The sequence below is a fragment of the Pantoea sp. EABMAA-21 genome (assembly GCF_030053335.1).
GTDB lineage: Bacteria > Pseudomonadota > Gammaproteobacteria > Enterobacterales > Enterobacteriaceae > Pantoea > Pantoea communis.
In genome coordinates, this window is the sequence record NZ_JASGBX010000023.1 from 20,070 (window position 1) to 44,662 (window position 24,593).

At 54.9% G+C, this 24,593-nt stretch carries 24 protein-coding genes; 18 read left to right on the top strand and 6 right to left on the bottom strand.

The features are described from left to right. Positions 1–2: 2 nt before the first annotated feature. Positions 3–626, top strand: a complete 624-nt coding sequence (gene rhtC / locus QMZ65_RS23475; RefSeq protein WP_034827887.1) for a threonine export protein RhtC — start codon at positions 3–5, stop codon at positions 624–626. 146 nt (positions 627–772) lie between these two features. On the opposite strand, the gene rhtB is transcribed toward rhtC, so the two are convergent. Continuing rightward, positions 773–1,396 (bottom strand): homoserine/homoserine lactone efflux protein, encoded by a 624-nt coding sequence (gene rhtB / locus QMZ65_RS23480; RefSeq protein ID WP_034827889.1) that lies wholly within the window; start codon positions 1,394–1,396, stop codon positions 773–775. 104 nt (positions 1,397–1,500) lie between these two features. Here rhtB and pldB point away from each other — a divergent pair, with 104 nt between their 5' ends. Continuing rightward, complete coding sequence (gene pldB / locus QMZ65_RS23485; protein WP_160833382.1) at positions 1,501–2,493, top strand: lysophospholipase L2; 993 nt, start codon at positions 1,501–1,503, stop codon at positions 2,491–2,493. A 32-nt stretch (positions 2,494–2,525) separates the two neighbouring features. Further along, the gene (yigL, locus tag QMZ65_RS23490) at positions 2,526–3,326 is read left to right on the top strand and encodes a sugar/pyridoxal phosphate phosphatase YigL (protein ID WP_034827894.1); all 801 of its coding nucleotides are present in this window, start codon (positions 2,526–2,528) and stop codon (positions 3,324–3,326) included. A gap of 32 nt (positions 3,327–3,358) precedes the next feature. Here the strand turns inward: yigL and glpT are convergent, their stop codons facing one another. Continuing rightward, positions 3,359–4,699 carry a glycerol-3-phosphate transporter gene (gene glpT / locus QMZ65_RS23495; protein ID WP_058960357.1) on the bottom strand — a complete coding sequence of 447 codons (1,341 nt, stop codon included), beginning with the start codon at positions 4,697–4,699 and terminating at the stop codon, positions 3,359–3,361. A gap of 433 nt (positions 4,700–5,132) precedes the next feature. Between glpT and QMZ65_RS23500 the strand changes: the two genes are divergently transcribed. Further along, positions 5,133–6,002, top strand: coding sequence for a carboxylate/amino acid/amine transporter (locus tag QMZ65_RS23500; protein ID WP_283216849.1), 870 nt, complete (start codon positions 5,133–5,135; stop codon positions 6,000–6,002). Between the two features lie 205 nt (positions 6,003–6,207). Here QMZ65_RS23500 and QMZ65_RS23505 read toward each other — a convergent pair whose 3' ends face one another. Further along, positions 6,208–6,690 carry a YehS family protein gene (locus QMZ65_RS23505; protein ID WP_034827905.1) on the bottom strand — a complete coding sequence of 161 codons (483 nt, stop codon included), beginning with the start codon at positions 6,688–6,690 and terminating at the stop codon, positions 6,208–6,210. A gap of 95 nt (positions 6,691–6,785) precedes the next feature. Further along, the gene (gene metR / locus QMZ65_RS23510; protein WP_034827906.1) at positions 6,786–7,715 is read right to left on the bottom strand and encodes an HTH-type transcriptional regulator MetR; all 930 of its coding nucleotides are present in this window, start codon (positions 7,713–7,715) and stop codon (positions 6,786–6,788) included. 215 nt (positions 7,716–7,930) lie between these two features. Between metR and metE the strand changes: the two genes are divergently transcribed. Continuing rightward, positions 7,931–10,201 (top strand): 5-methyltetrahydropteroyltriglutamate--homocysteine S-methyltransferase, encoded by a 2,271-nt coding sequence (gene metE / locus QMZ65_RS23515; RefSeq protein WP_283216850.1) that lies wholly within the window; start codon positions 7,931–7,933, stop codon positions 10,199–10,201. Positions 10,202–10,239: 38 nt separating this feature from the next. On the opposite strand, the gene QMZ65_RS23520 is transcribed toward metE, so the two are convergent. Further along, complete coding sequence (locus QMZ65_RS23520; RefSeq protein ID WP_211728840.1) at positions 10,240–11,076, bottom strand: dienelactone hydrolase family protein; 837 nt, start codon at positions 11,074–11,076, stop codon at positions 10,240–10,242. 300 nt (positions 11,077–11,376) lie between these two features. Here QMZ65_RS23520 and udp point away from each other — a divergent pair, with 300 nt between their 5' ends. From udp to tatD, 10 genes are all read left to right on the top strand, one after another. Continuing rightward, on the top strand, positions 11,377–12,138 hold the full coding sequence (gene udp / locus QMZ65_RS23525) for a uridine phosphorylase (RefSeq protein WP_038643781.1): 762 nt from the start codon (positions 11,377–11,379) through the stop codon (positions 12,136–12,138). 87 nt (positions 12,139–12,225) lie between these two features. Next, positions 12,226–13,494, top strand: a complete 1,269-nt coding sequence (locus tag QMZ65_RS23530; protein ID WP_283216851.1) for a tetratricopeptide repeat protein — start codon at positions 12,226–12,228, stop codon at positions 13,492–13,494. Between the two features lie 85 nt (positions 13,495–13,579). Next, positions 13,580–15,091, top strand: coding sequence for a DNA recombination protein RmuC (gene rmuC / locus QMZ65_RS23535; RefSeq protein ID WP_211728837.1), 1,512 nt, complete (start codon positions 13,580–13,582; stop codon positions 15,089–15,091). 75 nt (positions 15,092–15,166) lie between these two features. Further along, on the top strand, positions 15,167–15,925 hold the full coding sequence (ubiE, locus tag QMZ65_RS23540; RefSeq protein ID WP_097118527.1) for a bifunctional demethylmenaquinone methyltransferase/2-methoxy-6-polyprenyl-1,4-benzoquinol methylase UbiE: 759 nt from the start codon (positions 15,167–15,169) through the stop codon (positions 15,923–15,925). 6 nt (positions 15,926–15,931) lie between these two features. After that, complete coding sequence (gene ubiJ / locus QMZ65_RS23545) at positions 15,932–16,537, top strand: ubiquinone biosynthesis protein UbiJ (protein WP_097118528.1); 606 nt, start codon at positions 15,932–15,934, stop codon at positions 16,535–16,537. After that, positions 16,534–18,171: a ubiquinone biosynthesis regulatory protein kinase UbiB gene (gene ubiB, locus QMZ65_RS23550; RefSeq protein ID WP_097118529.1), complete on the top strand. Its 1,638-nt coding sequence runs from the start codon at positions 16,534–16,536 to the stop codon at positions 18,169–18,171. The genes ubiJ and ubiB overlap by 4 nt, the downstream gene beginning before the upstream one ends. A 110-nt stretch (positions 18,172–18,281) precedes the next feature. Continuing rightward, entirely contained in the window at positions 18,282–18,527 is a 246-nt protein-coding gene (gene tatA, locus QMZ65_RS23555) for a Sec-independent protein translocase subunit TatA (protein ID WP_038643775.1), read from the top strand. A 9-nt stretch (positions 18,528–18,536) separates the two neighbouring features. Further along, on the top strand, positions 18,537–19,202 hold the full coding sequence (tatB, locus tag QMZ65_RS23560; protein WP_283216852.1) for a Sec-independent protein translocase protein TatB: 666 nt from the start codon (positions 18,537–18,539) through the stop codon (positions 19,200–19,202). 2 nt (positions 19,203–19,204) lie between these two features. Beyond that, the gene (gene tatC, locus QMZ65_RS23565) at positions 19,205–19,972 is read left to right on the top strand and encodes a Sec-independent protein translocase subunit TatC (protein ID WP_034827926.1); all 768 of its coding nucleotides are present in this window, start codon (positions 19,205–19,207) and stop codon (positions 19,970–19,972) included. Between the two features lie 83 nt (positions 19,973–20,055). Continuing rightward, positions 20,056–20,838, top strand: coding sequence for a 3'-5' ssDNA/RNA exonuclease TatD (gene tatD, locus QMZ65_RS23570; RefSeq protein ID WP_283216853.1), 783 nt, complete (start codon positions 20,056–20,058; stop codon positions 20,836–20,838). On the opposite strand, the gene rfaH is transcribed toward tatD, so the two are convergent. Next, positions 20,835–21,323 carry a transcription/translation regulatory transformer protein RfaH gene (gene rfaH / locus QMZ65_RS23575; protein ID WP_038643771.1) on the bottom strand — a complete coding sequence of 163 codons (489 nt, stop codon included), beginning with the start codon at positions 21,321–21,323 and terminating at the stop codon, positions 20,835–20,837. The two genes, tatD and rfaH, sit on opposite strands and share 4 nt — an antisense overlap. 216 nt (positions 21,324–21,539) lie before the next feature. Here rfaH and pepE point away from each other — a divergent pair, with 216 nt between their 5' ends. From pepE to fre, 3 genes are all read left to right on the top strand, one after another. Continuing rightward, on the top strand, positions 21,540–22,271 hold the full coding sequence (gene pepE, locus QMZ65_RS23580) for a dipeptidase PepE (RefSeq protein ID WP_097118531.1): 732 nt from the start codon (positions 21,540–21,542) through the stop codon (positions 22,269–22,271). Between the two features lie 74 nt (positions 22,272–22,345). After that, a complete protein-coding gene (ubiD, locus tag QMZ65_RS23585; RefSeq protein ID WP_160833390.1) occupies positions 22,346–23,830 on the top strand; it encodes a 4-hydroxy-3-polyprenylbenzoate decarboxylase in 1,485 nt (494 codons plus the stop codon). Positions 23,831–23,861: 31 nt separating this feature from the next. Then, positions 23,862–24,563, top strand: coding sequence for an NAD(P)H-flavin reductase (fre, locus tag QMZ65_RS23590; protein ID WP_160833391.1), 702 nt, complete (start codon positions 23,862–23,864; stop codon positions 24,561–24,563). The last annotated feature ends 30 nt before the right edge of the window (positions 24,564–24,593 follow it).

Genomic DNA, 24,593 nt, shown 5'->3' on the forward strand with positions numbered 1-24,593 from the left:
CCATGTTGATGTTATTCGCCACCGTCGCGCTGGTGCATTTGGTTGCGCTGATGAGTCCCGGCCCGGACTTCTTCTTTGTGTCGCAAACGGCGGCCAGCCGTTCACGTAAAGAGGCGATGATGGGCGTGTTGGGCATTACGCTGGGAATCGTGATCTGGGCCGGTGTGGCGCTGATGGGCTTGCATCTGATCCTGCAAAAAATGGCCTGGCTGCATGAAATCATCATGGTGGGCGGTGGTTTGTACCTGCTGTGGATGGGTTGGCAACTCCTGCGCTCGGCACGTCAGCAACATAAAGCCCCGCAGGTTGATGCGCCGGTGGTGGAGTTGCCAAAAAAAGGCATGAGTTTCCTGAAAGGTTTTCTGACTAATCTGTCGAACCCGAAAGCGATTATCTATTTCGGCAGCGTGTTCTCGCTGTTTGTGGGTAATGATGTGGGCGCGATGGAGCGTTGGGGTTTATTCCTGCTGATTATCGGTGAGACCTTTGCCTGGTTCACGCTGGTCGCGGCGATTTTTGCACTACCGTGGATGCGTGATAAGTATCAGCGTATGGCGAAGTGGGTCGATGGGATGGCGGGTGTGCTGTTTGCCGGATTCGGCATCCACCTGATTATCTCGCGTTAAATCGGGTTTACTTGCCATTTCGCCACCGGGCAGTGCTCGCGCGCTTTACGTTCAGCATCTGTGCTTCAGAACTTGCGCACTGACTACCTTGAAATAGCTGCGGCACTGACGGTTATCACCTCGGTGCCGCGGTTTTTTAAAACGTCTTAAGCAATTCTGCGCGCACTTGCCAGCAACGCACCGACGGCCATAAACAGCCCACCAAAGGTGCGGTTCATCAGCTTCATCTGCTTAGGCCCTTTAATCCACCCCGCAATACGGGTTGCCAGCGTGGCGTAACCAATCATCACGATAATATCGACCACGATGGTGGTGACACCGAGCACCAGATACTGCATCAACTGCGGCTGGTGCGGCTGAATAAACTGCGGGAACAGTGCGGCGAGAAACACGATGCTTTTCGGGTTGGTGAGATTCACCAGAATGGCGCGTTTGAACAGGCGACGACGCGGCATCGCTTTTGCCACGGCATCCAAATCAATACCGCCTGCGGAACGCCACTGCTGAATGCCCAGCCACACCAAATAGGCGGCGCCTGCCCACTTCAGCACTTCAAACGCCATGATCGATTGTGAAAATAGCGCACCCAAACCGGCACCCACCAGCACAATGTGAATCGCCAGCCCAAGCTGTAAGCCAGTGATGGAAGCCGCCGCGCCGCGATAGCCATGGCTAATGCCGGTGCTCATGGTGTTGATGGCACCAGAACCGGGTGAAAGACTGAGGATAGTTGTGGTCAACAGGTAGGTTAACCACCATTCAATGGTCATGCGTGACATTCCCTGAAGTGAACGAAGTGTGACACAATACGCCAGAATATCGCGGTGCGCTATGGCGTACAGACGCGCGATGAGGCTTTTTTTCAGGGGGACGGATGCAGCATCACAAACAGCGTTGGCTCGGGCGAGAGAAAGGCTTTTCCGCCTTTGCTACCGGTCCGCTGCTCGACTTCTGGCGTCGTCGTGAAGAGTGCGAATTCACCGGCGTCGGTAACCTGAAGATTCGCTATGTTCGTTTCACCTCACCGCAACATCGCCGTGTCATCCTGATTGTTCCCGGCCGCATCGAAAGCTATATCAAATACCCGGAACTGGCTTACGATCTGTTCCACTGCGGCTATGACGTGGTGATCATTGACCATCGCGGGCAGGGCCGCTCCGATCGCTTGCTGGCGGATTCGCATCGCGGCCATGTGGTTGAGTTCAGCCACTATGTTGACGACTTAGAAACGCTGTATCTGAAAGAGATGGTCAGCAACCATTATCAGCAACGCTACGTGCTGGCGCATTCGATGGGCGGTGCGATTTTAGCGCTGTTTCTGGCGCGTCAACCGCAGGCTTTTCATGCGGCGGTATTCTCGGCACCGATGTTTGGCATTGTGCTGCCGTTGCCTGACTGGATGGCGCACCCGATTTTGGACTGGGCGGAAAAACTGCCGGCGATTCGCGAACGCTATGCGCTTGGCACCGGCCGCTGGCGCGCCAGCCCGTTTGGCATTAATCGCCTGACGCACAGTCGGGAGCGCTATCGGCGCAACCTGCGTTTTTACGCGGACGATCCGGGACTGCGCGTCGGTGGCCCGACCTATCATTGGGTGCGCGAAGGCGTCTATGCCGGACGCAGTATCATCAGCCAGGCAGCGAAAATCACCACGCCTTCCCTGGTGTTACAGGCCAGCGAAGACGATGTGGTGGATAACCGCGCACAAGATATTTTTTGTACGGCGATGGCTGACGCGGGACATCCCTGCGAAGGTACCGTGCCGTATGTGATTCAAGGCGCGCGTCACGAGATTTTGTTTGAAACAGACGCTATGCGCGCTGAAGCGCTCAACCTGGTGGTCGATTTTTTCGAGCGCCACGTTTAACTCATTTTCCGACATCAATACCAGAGGTTTACATGTACCACATCGTCGCATCCGACCTGGATGGCACGCTGCTCTCACCGGAACACCGCCTGACGCCTTTTGCCCGTACCACGCTGCAGGAACTGGTGGCGCAAGATGTCCACTTCGTTTTCGCCACCGGCCGCCACTATATCGACGTAGGCCAGATGCGCGATAACCTTGGCATTCCGGCGTACATGATTACTTCCAACGGGGCTCGCGTGCACAACGCAGACGGTGAACTGGTGTTTAGCCATAACCTCGACGCCGATATCGCCAGCGAGCTTTACGGTCTGCAGTACCACGATGAGCATATCCTGACGCACGTGTATCGTGACGATGAGTGGTACATGAGCCGTCATCGCCCGGAGGAGCAGGACTACTTCCGTGAGTCGGTGTTTAACTATCAGGTTTATCAGCCGGGCATGCTTGAAACCGACGGCATCAGCAAGGTTTTCTTTACTTGCGACGATCCCGAACGTCTGGTGCCGCTGGAGCTGGCGATCGAAGCGCGCTGGGGCGATCGCGTTAACGTCAGCTTCTCACTGCCGACCTGTCTGGAAGTGATGGCGGGTGGCGTATCGAAAGGTCACGCGCTGGAGGCGGTATCAAAGCAGCTTGGCTTCTCATTGAAAGAGTGCATCGCTTTTGGTGATGGCATGAATGACGTGGAAATGCTGAGCATGGCGGGTAAAGGCTGCATTATGCGCAATGCGCAGCAGCGGTTGAAAGATACCTTGCCGACGCTGGAAGTGATTGGCAGCAACGCTGAAGATGCGGTGCCGCACACGTTGCGTAAGTTGTTCCTTGCTTAAAAAAATGGGCCGGTGATACCGGCCCATTTTTGTTATGCCATCTGTTTCTTATGTTTATGCTCGCTGACCATGGTGAGCAGCAACAAAATCACCGCCAACACCGATCCCGCAATCATCACCATGAATCCACCATCCCAGCCGAAGTAATCCACGGTGTAACCGACAATCGCACTGGCTGCCACCGATCCTCCGAGATAACCAAACAAACCGGTAAAGCCTGCTGCCGTGCCAGCCGCTTTCTTCGGCGCTAACTCCAGCGCATGCAGACCAATTAACATTACCGGACCGTAGATCAGGAAGCCGATGACGATCATGCACAGCATATCGAGACCTGGATTGCCGGGTGGGTTAAGCCAGTACACCACGGTGGCGATGGTTACCAGCGTCATAAAGAACACGCCGGTGGCGCCACGATTGCCTCTGAACACCTTGTCCGACATCCAGCCGCACAGCAAGGTGCCGGGAATGCCCGCATATTCATAGAAGAAGTAAGCCCACGAAGATTTATCCAGCGTGAAATGCTTCACCTCTTTCAGGTAGGTCGGTGACCAGTCGAGAATGCCGTAGCGCAGCAGGTAAACGAACACGTTGGCCAGCGCGATATACCACAGCAGCTTATTAGGCAGGATGTACTGCATAAAAATCTGCTTCGCCGTCAACTCCTCCTCATGATCCTCGCTGTAGTCTGGCGGATAATCATTCTTGTACGCCTCAATCGGCGGCAAACCACAAGACTGCGGCGTATCGCGCATCAGGGCAAAGGCAATAATCGCGATGAGGATGGCACCAAACGCCGGCATGTAGAGCGCGGCTTTCCAGTCGTTAAACCATGCCATACCCAGCAGAAACAGTAAGGGCGGAATACCACCACCCACGTTATGGGCGCAGTTCCATACTGAGACAATCCCGCCGCGTTCCTTCTGCGACCACCAGTGCACCATAGTGCGACCGCACGGTGGCCAGCCCATGCCCTGGAACCAACCGCACAGGAACAGCAGCACAAACATCACCATGATGCTGGAGGTGGCCCAGGGTACAAAGCCCATAAACAGCATCACCGCAGCGGCCAGAATCAGTCCGGCAGGTAAAAAGACACGCGGGTTTGAACGGTCAGAGACGGAACCCATGATGAACTTGGAAAAACCGTAGGCGATGGAGATTCCGGACAGCGCAAAGCCAAGATCGCCACGCGAAAAGCCCTGCTCAACCAAATAGGGCATCGCCAGCGCAAAGTTTTTACGGACCAGGTAATAGGCGGCATAGCCAAAGAAAATGCCGATGAAGATTTGCCAGCGTAACCGACGATAGAGCGGATCGACACGATCGTCAGCGACTTGCGGCTGATGCGGTGCCGGTTTGAAGATACTTAACATGAAGGTGGCCCTCCAGGGCGCAATATTTTTATAAATTCCCAGCAGGTTGGGTCAAAAGCCCTCTGGCGTAACAACAAAACCAAAGTTCCATTTCGCGCAAAGGATAGTGATGGTTGCGCCACGTTACTGTGATGTGTGACACAATTGTTACAGTTTGATGACATTAAAGAGCGATATAAACCAGGAAATGTTGGTATTCGCGCATGAGGCGTCGGGGCTTTTGGGTTTGTAAGGGGAATCCGTTGCCGTGTCGAATCAGATTCACTGCATCTGCAACCAGCGACCTGATTTCAGCAATGGACCTTATCTCAATGAGTGACGGGGATACGGCGATTTGTTTGATTTTAATTTGACCACTCGTCAACCAGATATTTCAGCCCGTCCACGACAGTTTGTTTACACTAGCGCCACTGTTCATTTTGGGATCAATACCGTGCTGTTACTGATCGTTACCACCATTTTGTGGGCTTTTTCCTTTAGTTTGATAGGGGAATACCTTGCGGGCCAGGTTGACTCCTGGTTCTCTGTACTGATGCGCCTTGGGTTAGCTGCGCTCGTTTTTTTACCCTTCCTGCGCTGGAAGGGCTATCGCGCCTCAACCATCCTGCTGTATATGCTGGTGGGGATGCTGCAACTTGGCGTCATGTATCTGCTGAGTTTTGAGGCTTATACCTACCTCAGCGTGACAGAATTCCTGTTGTTTACCGTGATGACGCCGCTCTACGTCACGCTGATTTACGATTTGCTCAGCAGACGTCGGCTGCGAATCGGCTATGCCTTCAGCGCGCTGTTGGCGGTAGCCGGTGCGGCCATCATTCGCTATGACAAAGTCAGCGATCATTTCTGGTTCGGTTTGCTGCTGGTTCAGGCGGCTAACATCTGCTTCGCCATTGGTATGGTTGGTTACAAGCGCTTGCAGGAAACCCGCCCAATGCCGCAACACACGGCCTTCTCGTGGTTCTATCTTGGCGCGGTGATCATCGCCATCATTGCGTGGAGCCTGTGGGGTAACCCGAATAAACTGCCAACCACCTCACTGCAGTGGGGCATTCTGGTCTGGCTGGGCGTGGCGGCTTCCGGGCTGGGCTACTTTATGTGGAACTACGGTGCGACGCAGGTCGATGCCGGTACGCTGGGCATTATGAACAACATGCACGTGCCAGCGGGCTTGCTGGTCAATCTGGCGATCTGGCAAGAGAAACCGCACTGGCCGAGCTTTATTGCCGGGGCGATTGTCATTTTCGCTTCGCTATACGTGCATAAGCGCTGGATAGTGGGACATGGGTCCAAAAGCGATGCCTGAGTGAGACGATCCTTGATCTGGTTTCGTTGAACTTGCAGAAGCGCTATGTGCTGGGAAAAAGCAGCACCTAAGCCAAAGGGAAGATACAGGCCGCTACGAAGAGCGAAGCGTCTGAGCCATGGATGGCGAGGCCGATCCACAGGGATGTGAGATTCCTTCGTGATCGGAGCGGCCTGTATCTGACCTAACTCCGATCAAAAAGCGATTACACCTTCTTGGCTGGCGCCGCAGGACGATTCATCATCGTCAATCCCTTCAAAAAGTTACGCAGAATCTGGTCACCGCACTCGCGGTAGTTTTTATGATCCGGATTGCGGAAAATCGCACCGACTTCCGCCTGGGAAATCTTAAAGTTTGCCTTCTCCAGCACCACCGGAATATCCGTGGTCTTCAGCGCAAACGCGATACGCAGCTTCTTGATGAAAATATTGTTATTCATACGGCGTTCAACTGAAGGTGCGGGCGCATCTTCACTCTTACCGCGACGGAAGAAAATCAAACCGTTGAGGAAATAGCCCATCAGCACGTCCGGCAACTTACGGAACGCCGCATCCTCATCCTTCTTCATCCACGCCTGCACATCCTCCAGCGGCACTTCACTGCCCGCTAAGGCAAAAATCTCCACCACTTTGCTATCGCTCAAATCAAGCATATAGCGCACGCTGCGCAGAACATCGTTACTCGTCATGGTGAAACTCTCTTTGTCGCGGATTGAGGCGGCGCATTATAGAGCAGGCCGGGCAGGGATAACAGCACGGGCGACACAGGTCGCCCGTGAGAACATCAAGAAATCGACTGCAGTGAACCCGGGCGGGCGGCATCGCGCACAAACGGCAGATGGTCACAGGCGTGTTGACGGGCGAAGCGCACAAAGGCTTCTAACACCGGCTGACGCTGCTCACCATCGCGCACAGCGGCATATAAACGGCTCCACAAACCCTCACCCAATGTCTTGGTCACCACCAAACCCTGCTTTTCAAAACTCTCCACCACCCAATGCGGAAGGGCCGCAATACCCATCTGTGCTGACACCATCTGAATCAGCAACAGCGTATTATCCACACTCTTCAGCGCCGGGCTGATGCCTGCAGGCTGCAGGAAATGACGCCAGATATCGAGACGCTGACGCTGCACCGGATAGATCATCAGTACCTCATCGGCCAAATCTTCCGGTGAGATATGTTCCAGCTTCGCCAGCGGATGGTCCGGGGCCAGCACCAGACGTACCTCAAAATCAAACATCGGCGTATAGAACAAACCGCTGCGCGGCAGGATATCGGAGGTCAACACCACATCCAGTTCGCCCTGTTGCAGGGCGGGCTGGGGATCAAAAGTCACGCCCGATTTAAAATCGACCACCACTTGCGGCCAGCTCTGGCGGAAATTATTGAGGGCTGGCGTCAGCCACTGAATGCAGCTGTGGCACTCAATGGCAATGCGTAACGTGGTCTGATGCGGCTCGTGGCATGCCTGCAACGCTTGCTGAATCTGCGGCAAAATCTGCTCGGCCAACTGCAGCATGATTTCCCCCTGCGGCGTAAACCGCAACGGCTGGCTCTTGCGCACAAACAGGCGAAAGCCCAGCCGCTGTTCCAGATCGCTGAACTGATGCGATAACGCCGATTGTGTCTGATGAAGCTGAGCGGCGGCAGCGGCCAACGAGCCGGTATTTTGCAACGCCTGCAGCGTTCTCAGATGTTTGAGTTCGATCATGAGAGTCCTTCACATCGAGATTGAACAAATTGCGCTTGAGGAACATACAGTACCCGCAGATTATGGCGGTGTAAACATCTGGACGGCTAAACATCTCAAGCAAGCGCCACCGCCACATGACTTTCGTCCAGTTGAGCCGTTCAGCGGACGGCAATGTCACTCGCTGGATGAACGTAAACGGGCTCGACCCGTTAAGCATATCTGGAGATCACTAAATGACCATTCTGAACCATACGCTCGGTTTCCCTCGTGTCGGTCTGCGTCGTGAACTGAAAAAAGCACAGGAAAGCTACTGGGCAGGTAACAGCTCACAGGAAACGCTGCTGGCCGTGGGGCGCGAGCTGCGCGCTCGTCACTGGCAACAGCAGAAAGACGCGGGGGTGGATCTGCTGCCCGTGGGTGATTTCGCCTGGTATGATCATGTGCTGACCACCAGCCTGATGCTGGGCAATGTGCCGGCGCGCCATCAGAACCAGGATGGATCGGTCGATCTCGATACGCTGTTCCGTCTGGGACGTGGCCGCGCCCCCAGCGGCAATCCTGCCGCCGCCGCTGAAATGACCAAATGGTTCAACACCAACTATCACTATATGGTGCCGGAATTCACTCAGGGCCAGCAGTTCTCACTAAGCTGGACACAGCTCCTTGAAGAAGTGGACGAAGCATTGGCGCTGGGTCACCCGATCAAACCGGTGCTGCTGGGACCGGTCACTTACCTGTGGTTGGGCAAAGTCAAAGGTGAGCCGTTTGACCGCCTGTCGTTGCTGAAAGCGATACTGCCGGTCTATCAGCAAGTGCTGGCTGAACTGCATCAGCGCGGTATTGAATGGGTGCAGATCGATGAACCCGCGCTGGTGCTGGAGCTGCCACAGGAATGGCGTGATGCGTTCAAGCCTGCCTACGATGCGCTGCAAGGTCATGTAAAACTGCTACTGACGACCTACTTTGACAGCATCGGTCAAAATCTCGACGTGATTAAGACGCTACCGGTTCAAGGTTTACACGTTGACCTGGTGCATGGCAAAGATGACATCCAGCATATCCACCAACAGCTCCCCGCCGACTGGCTGCTCTCAGTCGGGGTGATCAACGGCCGCAATGTCTGGCGTGCCGAGCTCAGCTGCTGGTTCGATCGCCTGCAACCGCTGGTCGGGCAGCGTGAAAATCTGTGGATTGGTTCCTCCTGCTCGCTGCTGCACAGCCCGATCGATCTCAGTGTCGAAACCCGGCTCGATGCGGAAGTGAAAAGCTGGTTTGCCTTTGCTTTACAGAAGTGTGCTGAGCTGAGGTTGTTGAGCCAGGCGCTCAATAATAACGATGCGGCCTCGCTGACGGAGTGGAGCGCGCCGATTCGTGCCCGTTCTCATTCTTCGCGCGTGCACAATGCCGCAGTGGGCGCACGTCTGACGAATATTCAGGCCAAAGACGTTGAGCGCGTCAGCCACTATGACGAACGCGCCAAAGCGCAGCGCCATCGCTTTAATCTGCCTGCCTGGCCGACCACCACGATTGGATCCTTCCCGCAAACCACCGAAATTCGCGGCCTGCGACTCGACTTCAAAAAAGGCAATATCGATGGAGGCCACTATCGCACCGGCATCGCGGAGCACATCAAGCAGGCGATTGCCGAACAGGAACGGCTCGGGCTGGATGTGCTGGTGCACGGCGAAGCAGAGCGTAATGACATGGTGGAATACTTTGGCGAAAACCTCGATGGCTTCGTGTTTACGCAAAATGGCTGGGTGCAAAGCTATGGCTCTCGCTGTGTGAAGCCGCCGGTGATCATCGGTGATGTCAGTCGTCCGCAGCCGATTACCGTTGAGTGGGCGAAGTACGCGCAATCGCTGACTGAAAAGCCAGTGAAAGGCATGCTCACCGGCCCGGTCACGATTTTGTGCTGGTCATTCCCGCGTGAAGACGTGACGCGGGAAACCCTTGCTAAACAGATTGCACTGGCGCTGCGTGATGAAGTGGAAGACCTGGAAAAAGCCGGGATCGGGATCATCCAGATTGATGAACCCGCGCTGCGCGAAGGCTTACCCTTGCACCAGTCGGAGTGGGCGGCGTACCTGTCCTGGGCAGTGGATGCCTTCCGCCTCAACGCGGCTGTGGCGCAGGATGAAACGCAGATCCACACGCACATGTGTTATTGCGAGTTCAATGACATCATGGAATCGATAGCGGCACTGGACGCGGACGTGATTACCATCGAAACCTCACGCTCGGATATGGAATTGCTGGATGCGTTTAAAGCGTTCGAATACCCGAACGAAATTGGGCCAGGTGTGTATGACATTCATTCCCCGAACGTACCCAGCGTCGAATGGATTGAAGATCTGCTGCACAAAGCGGCGCAAAGCATTCCGCCCGCACGTTTGTGGGTCAACCCGGACTGCGGTCTGAAAACCCGTGGCTGGAGAGAAACCCGGCAGGCGCTGGCGAACATGGTGACCGCCGCGAAAAAGCTGCGCGCGGAATCGGCTTAATCGTGAGAAACAGGGGCGCCTTGCAGCGCCCCTTGTTATTACGCGTTGGGTGCAACGCCATACTGCTTAAACCAGGCCAACATTCGTACCCAGCCATCAGCGGCTGAGTCAGCATGGTAGCTTGGGCGATAATCGGCATTAAACGCGTGTCCCGCTTCCGGATACACCACGATTTCCGCTTTGGCATTGGCGGCATGCAGTGCCTGACGCATCTTATCAATGGTCTCTAACGGGATGCTCTCATCCTGACCGCCGTACAATCCGAGCACCGGTGCGTTAAGATCGACGGCTACATCGATAGGATGTTTTTGTTGTTTGAGGGTTTTCTCACCCTCTAACCGACCATACCAGGCCGCTGCCGCCCGCACCTGCGGATTGTGCGCGGCGAACAGCCAACTGATGCGTCCGCCCCAGCAGAAGCCCGTGATGGCCATGCGACGAATATCGCCATCGTGGCGTGCGGCCCAGTTGGCAACGTGATCGAGATCGGACAGCACCTGAGAATCGGGCACCTTGCTGACCAGTTCTTTGAACAGTGTCGGGATATCACTGTAGTCACCGGGATCGCCTTCACGGAAGTAGAGTTCAGGTGCGACCGCCAGATAGCCTTCCAGCGCCAGACGACGGCAGATATCTTTAATATGTTCGTGAACGCCAAAAATCTCCTGCACCACCAGAATCACCGGTAGTTTGCCTTCATAGGATTTGGGGCGAGCATAATAAGCCGGAAGGTTTTCTCCCTGGCTGGGAACAGAAGTTTCACCGGTGTGAATAGCGTCACTGACGGTGGTAATGGTGCTGCTGGCGATGGGCTGAACGGCAGGGGCAAAGCCACCGGCTACTGATTTTTGTGCCATATTGTCTTCGGTTTTCATGGTTCTCTCCGTGCTAGCAAATGCGCAATCACGTAACTATAGCCTGCTTCAGGAGCAAGGCTGACGTAGGGTTCAGAGGGATGTATATTTATGTTCTTCTTCTCTATTAACACTGCCACCCGAACTTACACAGCACCGCTTGTAGCAATTCAGAATTGCCGAGCTGCAATGTGTGATGTGAATCACATAATAATTTTCTGATAATGTAAGTTTCATTGTCGATGGTGAAATAAATCACATATTTATATGGCGCTCTGGCGTAGAGTGACACGCATATCCCTTATCTATCAGGAGTCTGTTATGGCCCAGTCTGACGTTTTCCACCTTGGTATCACTAAAGCCGATCTGAAAGGAGCCACACTGGCTATCGTTCCCGGCGATCCGGAGCGTGTGAAAAAAATCGCTGCGCTGATGGATAATCCGCAGCATCTGGCTTCGCACCGTGAATTCACCACTTACCTGGCGGAAGTGGATGGCAAGCCGGTGGTGGTCTGTTCTACCGGGATCGGCGGTCCATCGACCTCTATTGCCGTGGAAGAACTGGCGCAGCTCGGCGTGCGCACTTTCCTGCGTGTGGGCACGACCGGGGCGATCCAGCCGAATATCAATGTAGGCGACGTGCTGGTGACTACTGCTTCGGTGCGTCTTGACGGTGCCAGCCTGCACTTTGCGCCGATGGAGTTCCCGGCAGTGGCCGATTTCACCTGCACCACCGCGCTGGTGGCCGCAGCAGAAGCCTGCGGTGCCAAAACGCACATTGGTATCACCGCTTCATCTGACACCTTCTATCCGGGGCAGGAACGTTACGACACGTTCTCAGGACGTGTGGTGAATCGCTTCCAGGGCTCAATGCAAGAGTGGCAGCAAATGGGGGTTCTTAACTATGAGATGGAATCCGCTACACTGTTAACCATGTGCGCCAGTCAGGGGCTGCGAGCGGGCATGGTGGCGGGTGTTATCGTTAACCGTACGCAAAAAGAGATCCCGGATGCCGCGACCATGAAACAGACCGAAAGCGATGCGGTAAAAATTGTTGTAGAAGCCGCGCGTCGCTTAATTTAGTGCGCAAGGCAGCAGGTATTACGGATAAGGAATTCCCTGCTGCCATCACATTGCGCACGTTTTTCAGCTGATACTGAGAAAACAACTATGCGCAAAACGGTTTCTGCTCCGCGTCCTGCCTTTAATCATCCTTCCACGGCTGCTCAGTCTCGCATTGAGAGCGTGGCAGCGCGTTTCCGCCAGGCGATGGCGGCCTCTGATTTCCCCGTGGCACGTCAGTGCTGTGAAGAGGTTTTGCGCGTCATGCCGCAAAACATGCAGGTACTGAGTGACTATGCGCTGACGCTAATGCGCGTGGGGGAGTACAAAAAATCCTACAAAACTTATCAAAAGATCTATCAGGCATCGGCAGCGCAGCGTGCGCAGGCTTCCGACACCTGGCTCGATGGCTTAACCGAAGTGTGTGGCTGGCTGGAAAAGCACGATGAAGTGGCACGTTACGGCCGTGAGTCGCTGGAGAAGTCTGACGCGATCTTTCGTCAGGGCCACACAGTGGCGTATCCCGCAGAAGCACCGCCGTCTTTCAATCCCACCAATCCAACTGAAAATATCATCTCTTTCAGTCTGTATGGTGGCCAACCACGCTACTGTGAAACGCTGATCAAAAATATCGATGTTGCGCGCGAGTTCTATCCCGGCTGGATGTGTCGCATCTATCTTGACGACAGCGTGCCGCAACACGTCTGGCAGCGTCTGAAGCAGTCAAATGTCCAGTTAGTGGATATGTCACATGAGAAGACCATATTCCCGACGCTGTGGCGCTTTCTGGTGATGGATGATCCATGCGTAAAGCGTTATATCGTGCGAGATGCGGACTCCCTGCTGTCGGAGCGTGAAGTGGCGGCGGTAGAAGCCTGGCTGCAATCGCCCTGCTGGTTCCATCACATGCGTGACTACTTTACGCATACCGAACTGCTGCTGGCAGGCATGTGGGGCGGCTGTCATGGCGTATTCCACAACGTTGAACAGCAGATACGCGACTTTATCGCCCAGTACAGCGGCAGTGAACGCTTCACCGATCAATACTTCCTCAAAGTGGCGTTGTGGCCGACGGTGCGCGAAAGCCTGCTGAATCATGATGACATCTTCCGATTCCATCATGCCCAGGCGTGGCCCGCACATCCGCCAATTCGCTGGCAAACCGAGCGTTTTCACGTCGGCAGCAACGCAGGGTATTCCAGCATGGCGGGCAAGGTGGAGAATGTTGATAACGGCTGGCAGCAGGTTGAACTCACTCACAACGGACAAAGCTGGTGCTATCCCGCCAAAGTGAAAGGCAGTGAATGGCTGTTGCCAATGCCGTTTTTCCTGATTGATGCGTGGAAGGCGGGTGATTTGACGGTGAAAGCGCTGTAAATGATCTGCCAGCTACACAACTGTCTGGACATTCATACAGTAGCGACTTACCTTTTCCCTCAGCGAAACGATCCGCGGGGGGATTATGGATCAGCAACTTATCATTAACGGCGCACTGGCGCTGGCCGGACTGGGTCTCGGCTGGATTTTGGCCCAGTTGCGGGCCGGGCACCAGCACGCCAGCTTCACTACCGAACGCCGCCTGCTGGAAGAGGCGCAACAGCGTCAGCAGCAGCAGCTCGAACGGTTACAACAACAAATTCAGCAGCGCGAGCAAGAACTGCGGCAGCTTCATGGCACGCTCAGCGGTGCACAGGAACGGCTGCAACAGCTCGATTACTGGCGTGGCGAGAGCGAACAACTTAGCCGGGAATTGCGTAATCAGCTGGAAGTGAACAGTGCGCAAGAAGCTGAACTGCGTGAAGTCACCATCCGTTTAGAAGAGACGCGTTTTGGCGCAGAAGAGAAGCAGCGCCTGCTCACTAACAGCGAACAGCGTCTCAGCGCACAGTTTGAAAATCTGGCCAACCGCATCTTTGAAAACAGCGGACGTCGGGTGGATGAGCAGAATCGGCAAAGCCTTAACGGGCTGATTGGTCCGCTGCGTGAACAGCTGGATGGTTTCCGTCGCCAGGTGACGGATAGCTTTGGCCAGGAAGCCCGCGAACGCCACACGCTGGCCCATGAAATTCGTCAACTGCAGCAGTTGAACGCGCAAATGGCGCAGGAAGCGGTCAACCTCACCAAAGCGCTAAAAGGCGACAATAAAATCCAGGGCAATTGGGGCGAAGTGGTGCTGGCGCGGGTGCTGGAAGCCTCCGGTCTGCGCGAAGGTTATGAATATCAGACGCAGGTCAGCGTGCAGCTGGAGCAGCAGGGCAGGATGCAACCGGATGTGATCGTGCGGTTACCGCAGGGCAAGGATGTGGTGATTGACGCCAAAATGACGCTGGTGGCTTACGAACGCTATTTCAACGCGGAAGATGAAGCCACGCGCGAGCAGGCGATCCAGGAGCACGTTAACGCCATGCGCGGCCATATTCGGCTGCTGGGGCGAAAAGATTATCAACAATTGCCCGGTTTACGCTCTCTGGATTATGTGTTGATGTTTATTCCGGTCGAGCCCGCGTTCTTGTTGGCGATTGATCGGCAGCCAGAGCTGATCAGCGAAGCGCTGCAGCAGAACATCATGCTGGTAAGCCCTACGACATTACTGGTGGCGTTGCGCACCATCAACAACCTCTGGCGTTATGAGCATCAGAGTCGTAATGCGCAACGCATCGCCGACCGAGCTACGCGGTTGTACGATAAAATGCGGCTGTTTGTGGATGATATGAGCGGTATCGGTCACAGCCTCGATAAAGCGCAGCAGAGTTATCATCAGGCGATGAAAAAGCTGTCAGAAGGGCGCGGCAATTTGATTGCGCAAAGCGAATCCTTCCGCGCGTTAGGCGTAGAGATTAAACGGCCGATCAATCCCCAATTGGTCGAACAAGCGCAGCCGGAAGAAGCGGGCGAAGATTGGGCGGACGATCCCGAGCCCAATGAAAATGTGGCAGATTCTCCCACCGCTTCACTGCGCCGCATCAACGAATAGCACGGTGGTCGCGTGCTCGCGTAGCGCGACTCTGATACACTTCGGCAAGAATTGTTTGTGGAACAGGTAAACCCGATGGCAGATGAATCACAGCAGGAAACTACCCATTTTGGCTTTCAGACCGTCGCGAAAAGCGAAAAGGCCGATAAAGTCGCGGACGTGTTTCATTCCGTAGCGGCAAAATATGACCTGATGAACGATTTGATGTCGTTTGGCATCCATCGTGTCTGGAAGCGTTTTACTATCGACAGCAGCGGCGTGCGTCGTGGTCAGCGTGTGCTGGATCTGGCTGGCGGTACCGGCGATTTGACAGCAAAATTCTCTCGCCTGGTGGGCGAGACGGGTCAGGTCGTTTTGGCGGATATCAACAGCTCGATGCTGAAGATGGGCCGCGAGAAGCTGCGCAATATGGGCGTGTCAGGCAACGTCAGCTATGTGCAGGCCAACGCCGAAGCGCTGCCGTTCCCGGATAACTATTTCGATTGCATCACCATCTCTTTCGGTTTGCGTAACGTCACCGAAAAAGAGAAGGCGCTGGCCTCGATGTTCCGGGTGCTGAAACCAGGCGGACGCTTGCTGGTGCTGGAGTTTTCCAAACCGCTGCTGGAACCGCTGAGCAAAGCCTACGATACCTATTCCTTCCACATCCTGCCGCGTATTGGGCAGCTGGTGGCGCAGGATGCCGATAGCTATCGCTATCTGGCAGAATCGATTCGTATGCATCCCGATCAGGAAACCCTGAAGGCGATGATGAACGATGTGGGTTTTGAAAATACCACTTACTTCAACATGACCGGCGGTATTGTGGCGTTGCATCGCGGCTTTAAGTTCTGATTGATCATGACTTTTACCCCGCTAATCACGGGCGGCCTTGAAACCGCCCTCAATCGTGTTCTGTATCGTGATCGTAGCCTGAAAGCCGCGCGTCAACGTCTGGCAGGTAAAGTGCTGATGCTGCGCCTGCAGGAGCTGGATTTCCCGCTGGTGCTGGTGTTTAGCGAATCGCAGCTGGATGTGCTGAGTGACTGGCAGGACAGCAGCGACTGTAGCGTGAGCCTGCGCCTCAGCACCTTGCCGAAACTGCGCGATCGCCAGCAGCTGACCAGTTTGATCCGTAGCGGTGAGCTGGACGTGGAAGGCGATCTGCAAGTGGTTCAGCAATTCTCTGCGCTAATGGATCTCGCTGAGCTCGATCCAGCCGAGTATCTGGCGCCGTGGATCGGCGACATTGCCGCGCAGGGTGTCAGTCAGGCTGCTCAGCAGGCGCTGAAATTTGTGCAGCGACAGGTGACACGTCGGCAGGATTATCTCGGTCAGGTGCTGACGGAAGAGTGGCGGGTTGCGCCCGGTGCACTGGAGCTGGCGTGGTTCTGTGAAGAGGTTGAAGCGATGGAACGTTCGCTTAATGCGCTCGAAGCGCGTTTAGCACAGCTGGAGGCGAAATGACGCTGGGAGAAATTCGGCGCTTATACTTCATCATCAAGGTCTTTCTGACTTACGGGCTTGATGAACTGATTCCTCACATGCGCATCACGTTGCCGCTTCGTATCTGGCGACGTTGTATTTTCTGGATCCCTAACAAGCACAAAAATGAATCGACGGGCGTGCGCATTCGTCTGGCAATGGAGCAACTTGGTCCAGTGTGGATCAAATTTGGTCAGATGCTTTCGACGCGCCGCGATCTCTTCCCACCGGCCATCGCCGATGAACTGGCGGTGTTGCAGGATCGCGTGGCGCCTTTTGATGGGCTGAAAGCCCAGCAGCAGATTGAACAATCCATTGGCGGTCCTGTCGACACCTGGTTTGACGATTTTGATATTAAGCCGCTGGCTTCTGCTTCGATTGCGCAGGTTCACACTGCTACGCTTAAGTCTAACGGCCGTGACGTCGTGATCAAAGTGATTCGCCCGGACATCCTGCCGGTGATCAAAGCGGATATGAAGCTGATTTACCGCATGGCGCATTGGGTTCCTCGTCTGTTGCCGGATGGTCGTCGTCTGCGCCCGGTTGAAGTGGTGCGCGATTACGAAAAGACCCTGATTGATGAACTCAATCTGCTGCGTGAATCGGCGAACGCCATTCAGCTGCGTCGTAACTTTGAGCAGAGCCCGATGCTGTATGTGCCGGAAGTGTTCTCGGATTACTGCAGCGAATCGATGATGGTGATGGAACGTATTTACGGCATTCCCATTTCTGATGTGGCGACGCTGGAGAAGCATGGTGTCAACATGAAGCTGCTGGCAGAACGCGGCGTGCAGGTGTTCTTCACCCAGGTGTTCCGCGATAGCTTCTTCCATGCTGACATGCACCCCGGCAACATCTTCGTTAGCTATGACCATCCAGAAGATCCGCAGTACATCGCGATTGACTGCGGCATTGTCGGCTCGTTGAATAAAGAAGATAAGCGCTATCTGGCGGAAAACTTCATCGCCTTCTTTAACCGTGATTACCGTAAAGTGGCAGAACTGCATGTGGATTCAGGCTGGGTACCGCCGGATACCAATGTGGAAGATTTTGAGTTCGCCATTCGTACCGTCTGCGAGCCGATTTTCGAGAAGCCGCTGGCTGAGATCTCTTTTGGCCACGTGCTGCTTAACCTGTTTAACACCGCGCGTCGCTTCAATATGGAAGTGCAGCCGCAACTGGTGCTGTTACAGAAAACGCTGCTCTACATTGAGGGCATTGGCCGTCAGCTTTATCCGCAGCTCGATCTGTGGAAAACCGCGAAGCCGTTCCTCGAAGACTGGATCAAAGATCAGATCGGCATTCCTGCGATTCTGCGCGCAGTGAAAGAGAAGGCGCCATTCTGGGCTGAAAAACTGCCGGAGTTGCCTGAACTGTTCTACGACAGCATGCGTCAGCATAAATTATTGCAGCACAGCGTCGATAAACTGGTCAGCGATATGAATGCGCAACGTACGCGCCATCACAAGGCACGTTATCTGTTTGGCGTAGGGGCTACACTGTTATTAAGTGGCACTGCGGTGCTGTTAAGTCGACCCGACTGGGATTTCTTCCCCGCCTTATTAATGGCCGCTGGCATCGTCACCTGGCTGATAGGCTGGCGCAAGACAAACTGATTGTTTGCCTGGTGCAAATCGCGTAATGTCGCAGGCTAAAGCCCGAATTCATACGGGCTTTCTGTGCGTTTCAATTCAAAGTTTTTCACAGAATATTAGAGGCATATCTCATGGGCGGTATCAGTATTTGGCAATTGTTAATCATTGCCGTCATTGTTGTTCTTCTGTTCGGTACCAATAAACTTCGTAACCTGGGTTCGGATTTAGGTTCTTCCATTCGTGGTTTCAAAAAAGCCATGGGCGATGAGGACGATAAAAAGGATCAACCGAAAGAGCAGGACGCTGACTTCAACGCCAAGACTCTGGCAGACAAACAGCAAACCTCGGCGAGTAAAGACGACGCCCGGGACAAGTAAGGGTTAACTGTGTTCGATATTGGTTTTAGTGAACTGGTATTGGTGTTCGTTATCGGGCTGATCGTTCTTGGCCCGCAACGATTACCGGTTGCGGTGAAAACCGTCGTGGGCTGGATTCGGGCGATTCGCTCCCTGGCTGCTAACGTGCAAAACGAACTGGCGCAGGAGCTGAAACTGCAGGAATTGCAGGACAGCCTGAAAAAGGTTGAGGAAGCGGGCCGTGGCTCACTGTCACCGGAACTGAAAGAGTCGATGGAAGAGTTGCGTAAAACCGCCGATTCGATGAAGCGTTCTGTGCAGCAGAGCATCGATATCGAAAAAGCGGAAGATGAAGCGAACACCATTCATCAACCGTCGTCTGCAGGCACATCTTCTGAATCGGTAAGCCAGCTTCCGGTCACCCCCGCGGCGGCAGAGCATCAGGCTAGCGCACCGGCTCAGGCACCTCAGGCGGTGACGGCAGAGCACAAGGCCAGCGCACCGGCTCAGGCACCTCAGGCGGTGGCGGCAGAGCATCAGGCCAGCGCACCGGCTCAGGCACCTCAGCCAGCGGCGGCAGAGCACCCGGCCAGCGCACCGGCTCAGAAACCTCAACCGGTAACAGCAGAGGCTGCGGCACCTGTTAATACCGCGCAGAATGCGACGCCCACCCCCACCGTAAAAGATGAAAGATAAACATGGCCGTTGAAGATACCCAACCGCTCATCAGCCACCTGATTGAGCTGCGTAAGCGTTTGCTGAACTGCATTATTGCGGTGTTTGCTATCTTTTTGTGCCTGGTTTATTTCGCCAACGACATCTATCACTTAGTGGCTTCCCCGCTGATTAGCCAGATGCCGGCCGGTGCCAGCATGATCGCCACTGACGTGGCTTCACCGTTCTTCACCCCCATAAAGCTCACCATCATTGTTTCGGTGTTCCTTGCGGTGCCGGTGATCTTGTATCAGGTGTGGGCTTTTGTGGCGCCTGCGCTGTATCGCCATGAGCGTAAGCTAGTGATGCCGCTGCTGTTCTCCAGTACGCTGCTGTTCTACGTTGGCGTGGCTTTCGCTTACTTCATCGTGTTCCCGCTGGCGTTTGGCTTCTTTGCCAAAACCGCGCCACAGGGCGTCACCATTGCTACTGATATCACCAATTATCTCGACTTCGTCATGACTCTCTTCATGGCATTTGGCGTAGCGTTTGAGGTACCGATTGCGATTGTTTTGCTGTGCTGGACCGGCATTACCTCGCCAGAGGATTTGAAAAAGAAACGCCCCTACATTCTGGTTGGCGCGTTCGTTGTTGGGATGCTGCTCACACCGCCGGATGTTTTCTCGCAAACTTTGCTCGCTATTCCGATGTACTGCCTGTTTGAAGTCGGCGTATTCTTCTCCCGTTACTATGTGGGTAAAGGGCGCAAGGCGTCAGATTCAGAGGATGAGGAACAGAATACCGAATCCTGACAAGGCATTCCCGCACGCGAGCGGGATGAGCGTTAAGAATCTAAACCGCCCACACATTGGGCGGTTTTTATTTGGGAGAAGACATGTTTGATATCGGTGTAAACCTGACCAGCACGCAATTCGCAAAAGATCGCGATCAGGTGGTTAAACGCGCGCGCGAAGCAGGCGTCACCGGCCTGCTGATTACCGGCACCAATGCGCTGGAGAGCCAGCAGGCGCGTCAGCTCGCGGCACAGCATCCTGGCTACTGCTGGTCTACAGCCGGCGTGCATCCGCATCACGCCAGTGAATGGTCGGCGGAGACGGCGAACACGCTGCGCCGTCTGGCAGAGAGTGAGCAAGTGGTGGCCATCGGTGAATGCGGCCTCGATTTTAACCGCAATCTCTCGGCGCACGACCAGCAGGAGTATGCCTTTGATGCACAGCTGGCGCTGGCAGCAGAGTTACAACTGCCGGTGTTCCTCCACTGCCGCGAAGCACACGATCGTTTTGTTGCAGTGCTGGAGCCGTGGCTGCCGAAATTGACGGGCGCGGTGGCACACTGTTTTACCGGCACGCGTGATGAACTGGATTCGTGCCTGGCCTTGGGCTTATCGGTGGGCATTACCGGCTGGGTGTGCGATGAACGTCGTGGCCTGGAATTGCGTGAGATGCTGCCATTGATTCCAGCCGAGCGTCTGCTGCTGGAAACCGATGCGCCTTATCTGCTCCCGCGTGATATGCATCCACGGCCGCCTTCGCGTCGAAACGAGCCCTGTTTCCTGCCGCATATTGTGCAGCAGGTGGCGAACTGGCGTGGGGAAGAGGCTGAAGCGCTGGGTGCGCAGGTCAATCACAACGCACGTCAGCTGTTTAAACTGGTTTAAAGCTTACGGAACTGTTTGTTGTCGACGCTGCGCATCACTTGTTTGTTGAGCAGGTTTAGCAGTAACACCGAGCGGGTTTCGCCATCAGGCTCGGCAAAAATAGCGCGCAGCCCCTCAAAAGTCCCTTCGGTGATGATCACTTCATCACCGCTTTGTGGCGTTTCTGGATCCAGCATAATTTGCGGCACATCGGTTTGCAGCGCTTCAATCACTTCGCTGGAGACCGTTGCCGGTTGCGCGCCAAAGCGCACAAAGTGGCTGACGCCGCGCGTGCTACTGATGGTGGTGGTGTGAATCGCTTCCGGATCGAATTCGATAAACAGATAGTTGGGAAAAAGCGGCTCACTCACCGTGGTGCGTTTACCGCGCACAATCTTTTCCAGAGCGATCATCGGGCTGAGGCAATTCACCTCCTGCCGCTCAAGATGCTCTTTCGCGCGCAACAGCTGTCCACGTTTGCAATAGAGTAAGTACCAGGATTCCATAACTGCTCCCAAATATTGGACGCTAAGAATAACAAACCTGCTGTCAGAGTTATAGCGCATCGGCCAGTGGAAACGCGGCTGTGAAATAAAAATCACTACGAATTTTCCGATTGGTGCGGCTTATTAACGCTTTCTTGCAAGAAAATTGACGGCTGATGACCATCTGTATCAGACTCCTTCCCCATCCTTCGCTCTCATTTGAAAAAGGACTGGCTGATGGAACTGTTCTTATTAAGTAATGGCAAAGTGGCCGAAGACGCGCCACTATTGAGCTACGCTCACCCACAACTGCACGCAATGATCGCCCAACGCGGTATCACCTCGGCCGTACTGGTACCCTATGCCATTATTCGTGGCGACCATGCGCAGCGTGCACAAGACCTGTCTGACTCATTGGGTATTCAGGTGCGCACCGTGCATGAGTTTGACTCCCCGGTAGCAGCGATTGAACAGGCGGAGTTGATCCTGGTGAGCGGCGGCAACACCTGGTTCCTCAATCAGATGCTGCATGAGCACGGACTGATCGTGGCGATTCAGCGTGCCGTGCGTGAGCGAGATGTGCCTTACATCGGTTGGAGCGCCGGTTGCAATGTGGCTACGCCATCAATCCGTACCACCAACGATATGCCGGTGCGCAGCAGCGTGGTCTTGCCTGCATTAGGCCTGTTCCCGGTGCAGATCAATCCGCACTATCTGGATGCTCACGTCAGCGGGCATATGGGGGAAACGCGTGATGAGCGTCTGGCGGAGTTCTGCGCCGTCAATCCACATGAGTCGGTGATCGCCCTGCGAGAAGCCAGTTTCCTGCACGTCAGTGAAAACCGCCTGCGTTACTACAGCGCGCGCGGCGAAGACTTTAAAGTGTTCCGTCATGGTGAGCCAATCGCCGCACATCACGATGTGCTGGCCATTCAATCGCTGGTGCCTTTCTCCTGTCAGCCAGCTTGAACCACAAACCACAACACACCGGCGTGAATCAGACCTATAATGGCCAATTCACCCTGGCTGGAAGCTAACGCCGCATGAAATATCAGGATTTACGAGACTTCCTCGCGTTGCTGGAGCAGCGCGGCGAGTTAAAGCGCATCACTCAGGAGATCGATCCTGAGCTGGAGATGACTGAAATTGCCGATCGCACCCTGCGTGCCGGCGGTCCGGCGCTGCTGTTTGAGAACCCGAAAGGGTACGACATGCCCGTATTGTGTAACCTGTTTGGCACACCTAAGCGTGTGGCGATGGGCATGGGACAGGAAGAGGTCAGCGCGCTGCGTGAAGTGGGCAAGCTGCTGGCGTTTCTGAAAGAACCCGAGCCGCCAAAAGGTTTCCGCGATCTGTTCGATAAAATGCCGCAGTTCAAACAAGTGCTGAACATGCCGACCAAGCGCCTGCGCAATGCACCGTGTCAGGAAGAGGTCTTCAGTGGTGATGATGTCGATCTGTCGCGCATCCCGGTAATGAAGTGCTGGCCGGGCGATGCCGCGCCGTTGATTACCTGGGGCTTAACCGTCACGCGTGGTCCGCATAAGGAACGTCAGAATCTGGGTATTTATCGCCAGCAGGTGATCGGCAAAAACCGCGTGATCATGCGCTGGCTGTCGCATCGCGGCGGCGCGCTGGATTTCCAGGAGTGGTGCAAAGCCCATCCGGGCGAACGCTTCCCGGTGTCCGTGGCGCTGGGTGCCGATCCGGCCACGATTCTGGGCGCCGTGACGCCGGTACCCGATACGTTGTCGGAATATGCTTTTGCTGGCTTGCTGCGCGGTAATAAAACCGAGGTGGTGAAGTGCCTGTCTAACGATCTTGAAGTGCCAGCCAGCGCAGAGATCGTTTTAGAAGGTTACATCGAACCGGGTGACATGGCGCCAGAAGGCCCTTACGGCGACCACACAGGCTACTACAATGAAATAGACAGCTTCCCGGTATTTACCGTGACGCACGTAACGCAACGTCGCAACCCGATTTATCATTCAACGTATACCGGTCGTCCACCGGATGAACCTGCGGTATTGGGTGTGGCGCTGAATGAAGTGCTGGTGCCGATTCTGATCAAGCAGTTCCCGGAAATTGTCGATTTCTATCTGCCGCCGGAAGGCTGTTCTTATCGCCTCGCGGTGGTGACGATCAAGAAGCAATATGCCGGGCATGCCAAGCGCGTAATGTTTGGCGTCTGGTCTTTCCTGCGCCAGTTTATGTATACCAAGTTTGTGATCGTATGCGATGACGACGTCAACGCACGAGACTGGAACGATGTGATTTGGGCGATCACCACGCGTATGGATCCGGCGCGCGATACCGTGATGGTGGAGAATACGCCAATTGACTATCTCGACTTCGCCTCTCCGGTTTCCGGCCTGGGCTCGAAGATGGGACTTGATGCCACCAATAAGTGGCCGGGCGAAACCACTCGCGAATGGGGCACACCGATTGTGAAAGATCCGGCGGTGACCGCGCGTATTGACGCCATTTGGGATGAGTTAGCTATCTTTGCCGAGCCGCCGCAGCGCTAAAGGCGGCAGAAAACCATAAAAAAGGGCACGTATGACGACGTTAAACTGCAAGGTGACTTCGGTCGAAGCGATTACGGATACCGTTTACCGCGTTCGTTTGATTCCGGCGGCGGAGTTTACTTTCCGCGCGGGGCAATATCTGATGGTGGTGATGGATGAGCGTGATAAGCGCCCCTTCTCACTGGCTTCAACCCCGATGGAAAAAGACATCATTGAGCTGCACATTGGCGCATCTGACCTCAATCTCTACGCGATGGCGGTGATGGATCGCATCAAAGACGATCGTCAAATCACGGTGGATATGCCGCATGGCGATGCCTGGCTGCGTGAAGACAGCGATCGCCCCATTATTCTGATCGCGGGCGGCACCGGTTTCTCCTATGCACGTTCGATTCTGCTGACGGCACTGGCGCAGCAGCCAGACCGCGATATCGCCATCTACTGGGGCGGCCGGGAATTGATGCATTTGTACGATCTGGATGAGTTGAACGCGTTGGCGGTCAAGCATCCTCATCTCAAGGTGATTCCGGTGGTGGAACAACCCGCAGAGGGTTGGGATGGACGTAGTGGCACGGTGTTGACCGCCGTGATGCAGGACTATGAAACTCTCAGCGAGCACGATATCTATATTGCGGGCCGCTTTGAGATGGCAAAGATTGCACGTGAGCGTTTTTGCGCGGAACGTGGTGCAGTTGAAGCGCAGATGTTTGGCGATGCGTTTGCCTTTATCTGAGTAAAAAAGCCCGCCCGAAAGGGCGGGAAC

Excerpts from the sequence above, each read along its gene's own strand:
- ubiE (WP_097118527.1), top strand. The coding sequence starts at position 15,167 with ATGGCAGATGAATCACAGCAGGAAACTACCCATTTTGGCTTTCAGACC.
- glpT (WP_058960357.1), bottom strand. The coding sequence starts at position 4,699 with ATGTTAAGTATCTTCAAACCGGCACCGCATCAGCCGCAAGTCGCTGAC.
- udp (WP_038643781.1), top strand. The coding sequence starts at position 11,377 with ATGGCCCAGTCTGACGTTTTCCACCTTGGTATCACTAAAGCCGATCTG.
- rhtC (WP_034827887.1), top strand. The coding sequence starts at position 3 with ATGTTGATGTTATTCGCCACCGTCGCGCTGGTGCATTTGGTTGCGCTG.
- rmuC (WP_211728837.1), top strand. The coding sequence starts at position 13,580 with ATGGATCAGCAACTTATCATTAACGGCGCACTGGCGCTGGCCGGACTG.
- pldB (WP_160833382.1), top strand. The coding sequence starts at position 1,501 with ATGCAGCATCACAAACAGCGTTGGCTCGGGCGAGAGAAAGGCTTTTCC.
- metE (WP_283216850.1), top strand. The coding sequence starts at position 7,931 with ATGACCATTCTGAACCATACGCTCGGTTTCCCTCGTGTCGGTCTGCGT.
- tatD (WP_283216853.1), top strand. The coding sequence starts at position 20,056 with ATGTTTGATATCGGTGTAAACCTGACCAGCACGCAATTCGCAAAAGAT.
- QMZ65_RS23520 (WP_211728840.1), bottom strand. The coding sequence starts at position 11,076 with ATGAAAACCGAAGACAATATGGCACAAAAATCAGTAGCCGGTGGCTTT.
- ubiJ (WP_097118528.1), top strand. The coding sequence starts at position 15,932 with ATGACTTTTACCCCGCTAATCACGGGCGGCCTTGAAACCGCCCTCAAT.
- ubiB (WP_097118529.1), top strand. The coding sequence starts at position 16,534 with ATGACGCTGGGAGAAATTCGGCGCTTATACTTCATCATCAAGGTCTTT.
- ubiD (WP_160833390.1), top strand. The coding sequence starts at position 22,346 with ATGAAATATCAGGATTTACGAGACTTCCTCGCGTTGCTGGAGCAGCGC.
- fre (WP_160833391.1), top strand. The coding sequence starts at position 23,862 with ATGACGACGTTAAACTGCAAGGTGACTTCGGTCGAAGCGATTACGGAT.
- rfaH (WP_038643771.1), bottom strand. The coding sequence starts at position 21,323 with ATGGAATCCTGGTACTTACTCTATTGCAAACGTGGACAGCTGTTGCGC.
- tatC (WP_034827926.1), top strand. The coding sequence starts at position 19,205 with ATGGCCGTTGAAGATACCCAACCGCTCATCAGCCACCTGATTGAGCTG.
- QMZ65_RS23530 (WP_283216851.1), top strand. The coding sequence starts at position 12,226 with ATGCGCAAAACGGTTTCTGCTCCGCGTCCTGCCTTTAATCATCCTTCC.
- rhtB (WP_034827889.1), bottom strand. The coding sequence starts at position 1,396 with ATGACCATTGAATGGTGGTTAACCTACCTGTTGACCACAACTATCCTC.
- yigL (WP_034827894.1), top strand. The coding sequence starts at position 2,526 with ATGTACCACATCGTCGCATCCGACCTGGATGGCACGCTGCTCTCACCG.
- pepE (WP_097118531.1), top strand. The coding sequence starts at position 21,540 with ATGGAACTGTTCTTATTAAGTAATGGCAAAGTGGCCGAAGACGCGCCA.
- QMZ65_RS23505 (WP_034827905.1), bottom strand. The coding sequence starts at position 6,690 with ATGACGAGTAACGATGTTCTGCGCAGCGTGCGCTATATGCTTGATTTG.
- tatA (WP_038643775.1), top strand. The coding sequence starts at position 18,282 with ATGGGCGGTATCAGTATTTGGCAATTGTTAATCATTGCCGTCATTGTT.
- metR (WP_034827906.1), bottom strand. The coding sequence starts at position 7,715 with ATGATCGAACTCAAACATCTGAGAACGCTGCAGGCGTTGCAAAATACC.